Raw genomic sequence first — 11,640 nt, forward strand, 5'->3', positions numbered from 1 at the left:
GTGTGATGAGACTAACAGAACCATTCGTCTCACGGGGTCGTCCTCGGATCACACCGGCACTTCGCCACCCCGTCGGACGCACTGAACGATGCCGCCTTACGGATTCGCGACGAGAGGTGATCCGGTCACTCCACGATGACCACATGCAGGGTCCGTGGGCCATGCACACCCTCGACCCGGTCCAACTCGATGTCGCTGGTCGCACTCGGCCCGCTGATCCAGGTCTGCGGCCGACCGGCAGCACCGTCGGCAATCAGTCGGGCGACCGCCTCGGGTACGTCGGTGACGATCTGGGCCGCATCGACGATGCACACATGCACGTCGGGCACCAGCGATACCGCTCTCCGCCCCTGGCCCGCACCGTGATCGAGGACGATGGTGCCGGTGTTGGCGATACCGACGGCGGCGGTGGTCACCACCGCCCCGATCCGATCCAACTCGGCCGGCGAGAGCTCGTCGTCGTCGCGCCACGCGATGTCGATGGCCAGCCGCTCGCGCAGATCGTCATCGGCCAGGACCGATCCACCCACCCCGTCCAGCGCACGAGCCACGGTGGCCGACAACGCATCTGCGGGTACCCGCTCGACGACGGCCCGATAGTCGGCGACCCGCTCGGCGAACCGTTCGACGGAATCGAGATCGCCCGTGGACACCGCCGCGCCGTAGCCCCAGTCGATCTCGTCGCGCCGCTGCTCCTCGTCGACGTCGGCGATCGCGCGCCGCACCCGGCCCAGGATGTCCTCGCGCGCACTCATTCCCGACCCGCCTCGCCGGTGTCACCGGTTCCGTTGGCCTCACCAGTTCCGTTGGCACAGTTCGCTTTCCACCAGTCCCGGAAGGATTCGGCGGGCGGGACGGGTACGTCGCGGGCCGAACTCCAGCCCGACAACGGCCAGGGCAGCGCGCCGATCGAGGTGCGCTTGCCGAAGAACCGGTGACTCGTCGTCGCCGCCTTCTGGGCCGCTTCGAGTCGCCGGTGATCGGCGAAGGTCCACGCCATCGCCTTCATCGCGGCGGCCTCGGCGCTCGGCAGTCCGCCACGCTTCTCGTCGACGACCCGAGTGCGTAAGTGCACCAGGATGTCCGGAATGTCGATACGTACCGGGCAGACGTCGAAGCAGGCACCGCACAGGCTCGACGCGAACGGCAGCGACTGGTCGACCTTGGACGAGGTGCCGCGCAGTTGTGGGGTCAGGATCGCCCCGATCGGCCCCGGGTACACCGACCCGTAGGCGTGTCCACCGGCCCGCTCATACACCGGGCAGACGTTGAGGCATGCCGAACATCGGATGCAGCGCAACGCATCTCGTCCCACCTCATCGGCCAGGACGTCGGTGCGGTGATTGTCGAGCAGCACGATGTGCACATTCTGCGGTCCGTCGCCGGGGGTGACACCGGTCCAGATGGAGGTATAGGGATTCTCTCGCTCACCCGTACTCGAGCGCGGGAGCACCTGCAGGAAGACCTCGAGATCGGCCCAGGTCGGCAGGATCTTCTCGATACCCACCACGGAGATCAGCGTCTCCGGCAGGGTCAGACACATCCGACCGTTGCCCTCTGATTCGACGACGACGAGGCTGCCGGTGTCGGCGACCGCGAAGTTGGCCCCGCTGATCCCGACCTTGGCGCGCAGGAACTTCTCCCGCAGATGCAGACGCGCCGCCTCCGCCAGTCGCCTGGGGTCGTCGGTGAGGTCGTCCGGGGCCGGCCGCCCGACCTCCTTCATCCGGCGCAGGAAGATCTCGCGCACCTCACTGCGGTTGCGATGGATGGCCGGCACCAGGATGTGGCTGGGCCAGTCGTCGCCCAGTTGCACGATCAGTTCGGCGAGATCGGTCTCCCACGCATCGATTCCGGCGGCGGCGAGGGCCTCGTTGAGCTCGATCTCCTGGGTCGCCATGGACTTGACCTTGACCACCTCGTCGGCACCGGTGTCGCGCACCAGCTCGACGATGATGCGGTTGGCCTCCTCGGCGTCACGCGCCCAGTGCACGACGGCGCCCGCGGCGGTGGCCTTCTCCTCGAACTCGACCAGGTAGGAGTCGAGGTTGCGCAGCGCACGGTTCTTGATCGCCTCGGCGGCCAGCCGCAACTGTTCCCAGTTGTCGAGTTCGCCGACGACGCCGGCCCGCTTCTCGCGGATGATCCCGGTGGCGTGGGCCAGATTCCGACGCTGCGTGGTGTTGGCGAGCTCGGCGCGCGCCGCCGCCGGGAACTTCGGCATCCCGACGAACGTGCGGGTCACCCCGACGTGCGGATGCTGCGACGGGCGGGTATGCGGTGTGGTCGTACTCATGCCGGGCGCCGATCGGTCGAGGCGAGCACCTCGGCGAGATGCATCATGCGGATACCCGCGCGTTCCCGGTTGAGCAGCCCACCGATGTGGGCGAGACACGAATTGTCGCCGGCGACAAGCACTTCGGCGTGAGTCTCCTTGACGTGCGCGGACTTGTCCGATCCCATGGCCACCGAGGTGTCGGCATTCTTCATCGCGAACGTGCCACCGAAGCCGCAACACTGTTCGGCCGCAGGTAGTTCCACCAGATCGATACCCCCGACCGCGCGGAGCAGTTGCAGCGGCTTGTCGCCGACCCGCAGCATCCGCAGCGAATGACATGTCGGGTGGTAGGTGACCCGGTGCGGGAAGTAGGCGCCGACGTCGGTGACGCCGAGGACGTCGACGAGGAACTCGCTGAGTTCGTAGACCTTCGGCGTGTAGGCCGCGACCGCCGAGATCAGGGTCGGATCGCCCGAGCGTTTCGCGAGATCGGGATGCTGGTGGCGTACCGACCCGATGCACGACGCCGACGGCGCCACCACCGCGTCGTAATCCCCGAAGACATCGGCGAACTGCCGGACACCGGGGATGGCCTCGTCGGCGTAGCCGGTGTTGGTGAACATCTGCCCGCAGCAGGTCTGCTCGACGGGGAACTCGACGGTCACGCCGAGCCGCTCGAGGAGCAGGACCGTGGCACGCGGCGTGCCCGGCCACATCGTGTCGTTGAAGCAGGTGGCCAGCAGCGCGACCCTCATGAGGCGGGCACCGATGTGATCGGTCGGTGCAGGCGGGGCAACCGATGGCCGTGTGGGGCGACGGGCAGGTTCATGAGACTCCGTATCGTGGGCCGGCGAACGGGGTTGAGGTGATCGGACCACACGTGGTCCGACCCCACGACCGTACGCCCGTTGGTGTCCGCCGGTGGCCGTTGCGGAATCGGGAGGGTGGCGCCGATCCTGACGCGACGCCACACGAGACACCGCACGATTCGGCGTGGTCGAGGAGAATTCGCCGTTCGCCGGGACAAACCGCGGCCGCTGATGCATAGTTGATCGAACGATCAGTTGACCGCTCGGTCAACTCTGACGGACACCGGCCCGCGGCGGAGACGCGGGGGGACGTGAATCGGGGGGATTCGGATGCGTCGGATGACGTTCGACCAGCGTCGCGCCGAGCTGATCGACGCCGCGATCCGGGTGATTGCGCGCGACGGTCTGGCCGCAGCGACGACCCGCGCCATCGTCGGTGAGGCCGGAATGCCGCAGGGCTCGCTGTTCTACATCTTCTCCTCCCGCGACGCACTGATCAGTGCGGTGATCGAGGAGATCACCACCACCGAACGCCGCGGCGCGTTGCTCAGCGTCGAGATGTCCGCACCCGATCGCGGCCTCCATGAGGTCCTGGCCGCGGCGATGGACGCCTACCTGCGTCTACTGCAAAGCAACCCGGACCGCGAACTGGCCCTGCTCGAGGTGGCGGCGCACGCGATGCGGCACGATCCGCCGGCCGCACACCGCCAGTGGCAGACCTACCGGGCCACCGTCGCCGAGGCCTTGTCCTTCATCGCCGACACCATGTCGATGCGGTGGACGCTGCCCGTCACCGACCTGGCACACATGGTGACGTCCGCTCTCGACGGGCTGACGTTGTCCTGGCTGACCGACCGCGACGGTGACGCAGCGCGGCGTCACATCGACCTGCTGGCCGGTACCTTCGCCGCACTCGCGGTATCCGAGCACAACCCGGTCTCCGCGACCGGCGCGTCACCACAGGGGGAAACAGTATGACCGACCAGTTCTCGCACACCGAGCGGGACCGCCGCGACCGGGACCATCCCGGCGTCACCCGGCGCGGATTCCTCGGCGGTGCCGCGGCAGTCGGCGCGAGTGCCATCGGGCTGGCGGCCACCACCGCCACCTCCGTCACCGGCGCCGGTGCCGCACACGCCGTACCGTCGGGTGGCGGGTATCTCGTCGGCGCCGGGCGGGGGGATATCACCGGCGTCATCGCCGGCCAGGGCATGATGGGCTACTCCGACCTCGAGCAGGTGGCCACCGGTCTGCTACAACGCGTATGGGCGCGCGCCTACATCATCGCCGACGCGGCGACCGGCAAGCGGGTGGTGTTCGTCAACGCCGACCTCGCCCTCATCTTCGAATCCCACCGCGTGGGCGTGATGAGGGAACTGCGCAAGCGGTTCGGCTCCACCTACACCGACGAGAACGTCAACCTCAACGCCACCCACAACCACAACTCGTGTGGCGGGACCGCCTGGGACTACGCGTATGTCCTTGCCGCGCTGGGCCATCGGGAGAATTCGTATCGCGCCGAGATCGACGGGATCGTCGAGGCCATCGTCGCCGCACACCGATCGCTGGCGCCGGGGACCCTCGAGATCGGTCACAGTGAACTGCACAATGCCAGCGCCAACCGGTCGCTGGATGCGTTCACGAACAACCCGGCACCGGACAAGAATCACTTTCCCGAACACATCGACCCGCAGGTGACCGGACTGCGACTTCGGCAGGGCGGCAACGTCATCGGCGAGATCACCTGGTTCGCCACCCACGGCACGTCGCTGACCGATGCCAATACCCTGATCTCCACCGACAACAAGGGGTATGCCTCCTATCTGGCCGAGAGCCGTAATCCCGGTGTGGTGGCGTCCTTCCCGCAGACCAACGCCGGTGATATGACGCCGAATCTGTGGCTGCGCAAGATGAATCCGGGTGGACCGACCGATGATCGGCGGGCCAACTGCGCGATCATCGGCGAACGGCAGTTCCAGGCCGGGCAGCGCGCCCTCGGTTCGGCCCGAACCCTGCGCGGTGGAATCGATTACGCCTACCGTTTCATCAACATGGCCGATGTGCACATCGACGGTCACTACACCCCCGACGGGCGTGCGGCCCGGACCACGCCCGCGATCATGGGCGCCGGGGCCGCGGCGACCAGCACCGAGGACAACACCCGCAGTCAGCTGAGCTTCCTGCACGAGGGCATGGTGTTGCCGTTCGCGTGGGCACTGGGCATCGACACGAATGTCACGCCACCGGAGTGGGCGCAGCAGATCCAGGCACCCAAGTTCGACCTCTTCCCGCTCGGCTATCTGCCGCCGCGACCCTGGATCCAGGAGACCCTGCCGATCCAGCTGATCCGCATCGGCGATCTCGTGCTGGCCGCCGGGCCGGCCGAGTTCACCATCGTGGCCGGCCTGCGCATCCGCCGGATCGTCGCCGACGCCCTGCGTGTTCCCCTGGAAAATGTGCTGCTGCAGGGATATTCGAATGGCTACAGCCAGTATGTGACCACCCCGGAGGAGTACCTCTCCCAGCAGTACGAGGGCGGGGAGACACTCTTCGGCCGCTTCACCCTGTGCGCCTACATGCAGGAGTTCGACCGACTCGCCCACGCGATGGCCGCCGGTCGCACCCTCGGGGCCGGTCCGCGTCCGGCCGACACCAGCGGACTGCAACCCGATCTGCTCGGCGGCGTGCCCGCCGACACCCCGGTACGCGGCACGACCTTCGGTGCCGTCACCGCCGCACCGAAGTCGACATATACGGCGGGACAGACGATGTCGGTGACCTTCTCCGGGGCCCATCCCCGCAACAAGGTGCATCGCACCCGCGCCGACGGCAGCCGCCCCACCGACGGGTACTACGTCATCGAGCGCTTCGACGGTGGCCGCTGGGTGACCGCCGAGGACGACAACAACTGGAACAGCGAACTGAACTGGGCCCGGCCGGCCGGGGACGACTCGGCGTCGACCGTGACGATCGTCTGGCGAATCCCGCAGGGTACCAGCGGACGTCACCGTATCCGGTACTTCGGTGATGCGAAAACTGCTGCCGGGCAGATGAAATCGTTCGTGGGAGTCAGTCCGGCCTTCGAGGTGGGCTGAGCAGCTGGTCGACCCGGAAGTCGATGAGGGTGCGCATCCGCAACGCGGTGCTGCTGCGTTGCACACCCTCGATGCCGAGGATGACCCCGGCCACCCGATACAGGTCGTCGGCGTCGCGTGCCACCACCTGGATCAGCAGATCGGTGTCGCCGGTCAGGCCGTGCACTTCGATCACCTCGGGGATCCGGGCGAGCGCGGTGGACACCTGCGCGAGTTGGCGCTGCGTCACCTCGGTGAAGACGTAGGCGCTGATCGGGTATCCGAGGGATTCGGGGTCGATACGCCGATCGAATCCCCGCAGTGCCTCGGCCTCGTCCCATCGCGCCATCCGTGCCTGGACGGTGTTGCGTGAGAGGCCGGTCAGTTCGGCGAGCGCGCTCGTCGTCGCACGCGGCGCCCGGATCAGCGCCCGCAGGATACCCCGATCGGTGCCGTCGAACCGGAATACCTTGGGCACTCTGATCACCTCGCATCACCGCTGACGTCATCCGGTTGGCATTTTGCACAATCCCCCTCGAAACTCTGACACAAAGGCGGCGGCCGACGCCAGACTGTGGATCATTCTGCATCACCGGGAGGAACAGGCGATGACCACCAGTTCGGCGCCGGACACCGACGTCACATGCGAGCGCGACGACGTCCTCGAGGAGATCGCAGCGCGCGTGCTGTGGACCTCGACGGCCATCGTCCATCACGCCAACCGGATTCGGCCCAACCCGTCGGGGCTCAAAGTGGGCGGCCATCAGGCGTCGTGCGCCTCGATGGTGTCGATCATGACCGAACTGTGGTTCGAGCAGCTCCGCTCCGGCGATCGGGTGTCGGTGAAACCGCATGCCGCACCGGTGCTGCACGCCATCAATTACCTGCTGGGCGACCTCGAGGCCGAGTACCTCACCCGGCTGCGGGAGTTCGGTGGTCTGCAGAGCTACCCGAGCCGGACCAAAGATCCAGACACCGTGGACTATTCGACGGGGTCGGTCGGTATCGGTGCCACCGCACCCATCTGGGGTGCCATCGCCCGCCGGTATGTGACGACCGCCTTCGGCACCGGCGGAACAGGCCGGCAGTACTCCCTGGTCGGTGATGCCGAACTCGACGAAGGCGCGGTCTGGGAGGCGATCCTCGACTCGTCGGTGGCCGAACTCGGTGAGATCGTATGGATCGTCGACATGAACCGGCAGTCGCTCGATCGTGTGGTCCCCAACATCGCCGTCCCGCGTCTGGAGGCGATGTTTGCCGCAGCCGGCTGGCAGGTGATCACCGTGCGGTGGGGTCGACTGCTCGAGGACCTCTTCGATCGTCGGGGCGGGGATGCGTTGCGCGCACGGATCACCGCGATGTCCAACCCGGAGTATCAACGCCTGTTGCGGTGTGACGTCGGCGAACTGCGGTCCCGGTTGCCCGGCGACGGGCCCCGCGCGTCCGAGATCGCCGCGCTGATCGCCGATCTCGACGACGCGACCGTCCACGCGGCGATCCGCAACCTCGGCGGTCACGACCTGTCGGCGTTGCGCGCGGCGTTCGACGCGATCGACGACAGCCGCCCCACCGTCGTCATCGCCTACACCGTGAAGGGATATGGCCTACCCACCCAAGGACATCCGCAGAATCATTCGTCGCTGCTGACCGCCGAACAGTTCGACGAGCTGGGAGCGCGGATGGGTGAAAATCCGGCGCAGCCGTGGAATCGGTTCGCCGCGGACTCCGCCGCGGGCCGGCTCTGCGCGGCGAGGGCCGCACGCCTGCGCCGGGAGCCGATCCCGCAGCCCCCGACGTTCACGGTGCCCACCGACATCGGCCGCACGCCGCCGGCGGTGTCGACCACCCAGGCGGCGCTGGGGCGCGCGTTGTTGGATCTGACCCGGCAGGCCCCCGACGTGGCGAAGCGGGTGATCACCGTCAGTCCGGACGTGAGTTCGTCGACCAACCTCGCCGGCTGGCTGAACAAGGTCGGGGTGTGGTCACCCACCGAGCGTCGCGACTGGTTCGACGACGACCGCGAGACCCTGATGCATTGGCGAGAACGTCCCACCGGACAGCACATGGAACTCGGCATCGCCGAAACCAATCTCGTCGGGTTGATCGGTGAGCTCGGCTCGACCTGGAGCCGGTGGGGTGCGCCGCTGCTGCCCATCGGCGTGCTGTACGACCCGTTCGTCGAACGGGCCCTGGAACCATGGTCGTACGGCATCTACGCGGGCGGCCAGTCGATCCTCGTCGGCACCCCGGCCGGGGTCACGCTGGCACCTGAAGGTGGTGCGCACCAATCGATCACGACACCGTCGATCGGTCTGGAACAACCTGGATGCGTCAGCTACGAACCGGCCTTCGCCGTCGACGTCGAATGGACGCTGCTCGATTGCCTGGCACACCTGGGCCGCCCGGGCGGGCGCTCGGCGTATCTGCGGTTGTCCACCCGGCCGGTGCAGCAGGCACTCGCCGACGTGCCGGCCGACCCGTCGGCCCGCGAACGTCGCCGACGCCAGGTGGTCGCCGGCGGATACACATTGCGACACAACGAGAATCCGGTTGTCACCCTCGTTGCCGTCGGCGCGCTGGTCACCGACGCGCTGACCGCCGCGGACCGCCTGGCGCAGATGAACATCACCTGTGATGTCATCGTGATCACCAGTCCGGGAAAGATTTTCGAGGCACTCCAATCACGCCGCGGACAGGGTGACGCACCGACGTGGATTCTCGATCAGATCTTCCCGGCCGACCGCACGACGCCGATGGTGACCGTCCTCGACGGCCATCCACACACCTTGGCGTTCCTCCCGACGATCAATCGTGTCACCTCAATTGCCCTGGGCGTCAGCCAGTTCGGTCAATCCGGGGCCCTCGATGACGTCTATCGGCTGCACGGCATCGACACCGACGCGATGGTGCGGGCCGCACTGGACCTGATCGCCTGAGAGCTCAGGTCTGTTCAGACACCGCGTCACGTTCGGTGGCGTACCGGCGCATCGCCTCGCGTTCCTTGGCGGCATTCGGATAGAACAAGAACACCACCAGCGCGCCAAATCCGACGATCACGATGGCCGCCGCGTAGGCGCGGGTGTCACCGGTGACGAACGCATCGCGGGCCGCGGAGATGATCTGCGTCTCGTACTGTGGGTAGCGCTGTGCCAGATCGGCGGCGCTCGCGAAGGATTTGGTGAGGGCGGTCTGCGTCTGCGCGGTGACCTCGTCGGCGTTGGGGGATCCCTGGATGCTCTCGGCCAGCGCCTTCGCGTAACCGGCGGTGAGGATGGCACCGAGGATGGACTGCATGATGGCACCACCGAGGTCGCGTTGCAGGTCGGAGGTGCTCGACGCCATGCCGGCCCGCGACACCGGCACCGAACCGGTCAGCGAATGCGACGCCGGCGTACCCGCGAAACCCACACCGGCCCCGATCAGGACGTAGGCCGCGATCACCGACCACATCGAGGCGGTGTCACCCCACAGGGTCAGCGAGATCAGCAATCCGCCGATGATGAACCCGTAACCGATGAGCAGAGTGAATCGGGATCCGATGGACTCCACCAGCTTCGCCGACTGCGGCGCGACGACGATCATCGCCGCGGCGGCGGGCAGGGCGAGGGCACCGGCCGCCAGCGTCGAGTAGCCGAGGACGTTCTGCAGGTACTGCTGACCGATGAACATCGCACCCATCAGGGTGCCGAAGACGACGATGCCACCGACCGCGGCGACCCAGAATGTCGGGCGTTTGGCGATGCGGAAATCGTAGAGCGGCACCTTGATTCGCAGTTGTCGCCATACGAAGACCAGAGCGGTGATGGCGGCGACTGCCGCGAGGGTCCACACCGCCGTCGTCATGTCGCCCATCGGGGCGAAGTTGATGGCCAGCACGGTGGCGCCGACGAACACGATCGAGAGCACACCACCGAGGTTGTCGACGGCGACGGCCTGATCACCCCCGTCACGGGGCACCAGGAACCACGCCGAGGCGAGGGCCACCACCGCCAGCGGCAGGGTGACGAGGAAGACCGAATGCCAATCGAACTTCTCCAGCAACGCACCGGACAGGACCGGTCCGGTCGCCGAGATCGCCCCACCGAGCGCCGACCAGGCGGCGATGGCCTTGGTGCGGCGGGCCCCGGTCCACAACGCGGTGATGATCGCCAGCGTCGTCGGATAGGCCAGGCCGGCGGAGATGCCGCCGAGGACACGGGCGCAGAACAGGACGTTGGGGTCGGTCGCGAAACCGGCGATCAACGATGCCGGCAAGGTCAGCACCATGCCGTAGATCAGCAGCCGTTTGCGACCGAACCGGTCGCCGAGGACACCGAAGTACAGCACGGATGCGGCCAGACCGAGCGAGTAGCCCACCGCGATCAGGTTCAGCTGGGTGGAACTGGCGTCGAGTGCCTTGCCGATGTCCGGCAACGCCACATTGGCCACCGCCAGATTGATGTTGGCGACACCGGCGACGAGGATCAACGCCGTCAGCACGAGTCCTGCGCGGTCGGGGGCCGTCCCCTCGTCTTTCACGGTCACATCGGTCGAGGTCACTCGTCCACTCTACGATGCCCCGGCGGTCCCGGGGACGCATCACCGCAGGTCGGGCACAAACTCATCCGGGCGGTATGACCGCCGTCGGGTTCTCGCCCGTCGCGTTCTATCGGTGGGTGAACTTCGGCTCACGCTTCTCGACGAAGGCCGCCATTCCCTCGGTCTGATCGTCGGTGGCGAAGGTCGAGTAGAACAATGCCCGCTCGGCGCGGACTCCCTCGGTGAGGCTCGACTCGAAGGCGCGGTTGACCGCATCCTTGGCCAGTGCGGTGGCGATGGCCGACTTGGCGGCGATGGTCGCGGCGACCTCGAGTGCGGTGTCGAGTGCCTCCTCGGTGGGCACGACGCGGCTGACCAGCCCGAGGCGTTCGGCCTCGTCGACCTTCATCTGCCGGCCGGTCAGCACCATGTCCATCGCCTTGGCCTTGCCGACGGCGCGGGTCAGGCGCTGCGAGCCACCGATACCGGGGATGACACCGAGGTTGATCTCCGGTTGCCCGAAGACCGCGTTCTCGCCGGCGATGATGGTGTCGCACAACATCGCCAGTTCGCAACCACCGCCGAGGGCGTATCCGGTGACAGCGGCGATGATCGGGGTGCGCAGCCGCGACAGTTCGTCCCACGCGCCGAAGAAGGATTCGCTCACGACGTCGGCGTAGGTCTTCGACGACATCTCCTTGATGTCGGCGCCGGCGGCGAATGCCTTCGTCGATCCGGTGATCACGATCGCGCCGACGTCCGGGTCCTTGTCGAAAGCGGTTGCGGCGGCGACCACTTCGGTCATCAGTTCGGTGTTGAGCGCGTTGAGCGCCTTGGGCCGGTTCAGGGTGATGATGCCGACGCGGTCGCGGCGCTCGATGAGAATGGTCTGGGGTTCGGGGTTCTGCGTCATGGGGTGGTTCCTCGGTGATCGGGTCGGGTGGCTCGGGGCGGGTGGCTC

Annotated in this window: 9 protein-coding genes; 3 read left to right on the forward strand and 6 right to left on the reverse strand. The window is 67.3% G+C overall.

Annotated features, from left to right (window positions below; genetic code table 11):
* Positions 1–125 precede the first annotated feature (125 nt).
* Genes ABLE94_RS12205 through ABLE94_RS12215 form a run of 3 tightly spaced genes read right to left on the reverse strand, consistent with a single transcriptional unit; the run spans position 126 to position 3,033 of the window.
* Positions 126–755, reverse strand: coding sequence for a LutC/YkgG family protein (locus ABLE94_RS12205; protein WP_348808857.1), 630 nt, complete (start codon positions 753–755; stop codon positions 126–128).
* Positions 752–2,296: a LutB/LldF family L-lactate oxidation iron-sulfur protein gene (locus tag ABLE94_RS12210; protein WP_348808858.1), complete on the reverse strand. Its 1,545-nt coding sequence runs from the start codon at positions 2,294–2,296 to the stop codon at positions 752–754. The genes ABLE94_RS12205 and ABLE94_RS12210 overlap by 4 nt, the downstream gene beginning before the upstream one ends.
* Complete coding sequence (locus tag ABLE94_RS12215) at positions 2,293–3,033, reverse strand: (Fe-S)-binding protein (RefSeq protein WP_348808859.1); 741 nt, start codon at positions 3,031–3,033, stop codon at positions 2,293–2,295. Before ABLE94_RS12215 ends, ABLE94_RS12210 begins: the two co-directional genes overlap by 4 nt.
* 393 nt (positions 3,034–3,426) lie before the next feature.
* On the opposite strand from ABLE94_RS12215, the gene ABLE94_RS12220 reads away from it, so the two are divergent.
* Together ABLE94_RS12220 and ABLE94_RS12225 are read left to right on the forward strand one after the other, a co-directional pair.
* On the forward strand, positions 3,427–4,065 hold the full coding sequence (locus ABLE94_RS12220) for a TetR/AcrR family transcriptional regulator (protein WP_348808860.1): 639 nt from the start codon (positions 3,427–3,429) through the stop codon (positions 4,063–4,065).
* A complete protein-coding gene (locus tag ABLE94_RS12225; RefSeq protein ID WP_348808861.1) occupies positions 4,062–6,182 on the forward strand; it encodes a neutral/alkaline ceramidase in 2,121 nt (706 codons plus the stop codon). The genes ABLE94_RS12220 and ABLE94_RS12225 overlap by 4 nt, the downstream gene beginning before the upstream one ends.
* Here the strand turns inward: ABLE94_RS12225 and ABLE94_RS12230 are convergent.
* Entirely contained in the window at positions 6,157–6,639 is a 483-nt protein-coding gene (locus tag ABLE94_RS12230; protein WP_348806350.1) for an Lrp/AsnC family transcriptional regulator, read from the reverse strand. The genes ABLE94_RS12225 and ABLE94_RS12230 overlap by 26 nt on opposite strands.
* 130 nt (positions 6,640–6,769) lie before the next feature.
* Here ABLE94_RS12230 and ABLE94_RS12235 point away from each other — a divergent pair, with 130 nt between their 5' ends.
* A complete protein-coding gene (locus tag ABLE94_RS12235; protein ID WP_348808862.1) occupies positions 6,770–9,097 on the forward strand; it encodes a thiamine pyrophosphate-binding protein in 2,328 nt (775 codons plus the stop codon).
* A 4-nt stretch (positions 9,098–9,101) separates the two neighbouring features.
* Here ABLE94_RS12235 and ABLE94_RS12240 read toward each other — a convergent pair whose 3' ends face one another.
* Positions 9,102–10,685 (reverse strand): MFS transporter, encoded by a 1,584-nt coding sequence (locus tag ABLE94_RS12240; RefSeq protein ID WP_425476193.1) that lies wholly within the window; start codon positions 10,683–10,685, stop codon positions 9,102–9,104.
* 121 nt (positions 10,686–10,806) lie between these two features.
* Positions 10,807–11,592 carry an enoyl-CoA hydratase gene (locus ABLE94_RS12245; RefSeq protein WP_348806346.1) on the reverse strand — a complete coding sequence of 262 codons (786 nt, stop codon included), beginning with the start codon at positions 11,590–11,592 and terminating at the stop codon, positions 10,807–10,809.
* Positions 11,593–11,640 lie beyond the last annotated feature (48 nt).

This window comes from Gordonia sp. VNK1 (assembly GCF_040049135.1).
In the GTDB taxonomy this organism is placed as follows: Bacteria; Actinomycetota; Actinomycetes; order Mycobacteriales; family Mycobacteriaceae; genus Gordonia; species Gordonia oleivorans.

Bases quoted from the DNA above. Each gene is read 5' to 3' on its own strand.
- ABLE94_RS12205 (WP_348808857.1), bottom strand. From the start codon at position 755: ATGAGTGCGCGCGAGGACATCCTGGGCCGGGTGCGGCGCGCGATCGCC.
- ABLE94_RS12210 (WP_348808858.1), bottom strand. From the start codon at position 2,296: ATGAGTACGACCACACCGCATACCCGCCCGTCGCAGCATCCGCACGTC.
- ABLE94_RS12215 (WP_348808859.1), bottom strand. From the start codon at position 3,033: ATGAGGGTCGCGCTGCTGGCCACCTGCTTCAACGACACGATGTGGCCG.
- ABLE94_RS12220 (WP_348808860.1), top strand. From the start codon at position 3,427: ATGACGTTCGACCAGCGTCGCGCCGAGCTGATCGACGCCGCGATCCGG.
- ABLE94_RS12225 (WP_348808861.1), top strand. From the start codon at position 4,062: ATGACCGACCAGTTCTCGCACACCGAGCGGGACCGCCGCGACCGGGAC.
- ABLE94_RS12235 (WP_348808862.1), top strand. From the start codon at position 6,770: ATGACCACCAGTTCGGCGCCGGACACCGACGTCACATGCGAGCGCGAC.
- ABLE94_RS12245 (WP_348806346.1), bottom strand. From the start codon at position 11,592: ATGACGCAGAACCCCGAACCCCAGACCATTCTCATCGAGCGCCGCGAC.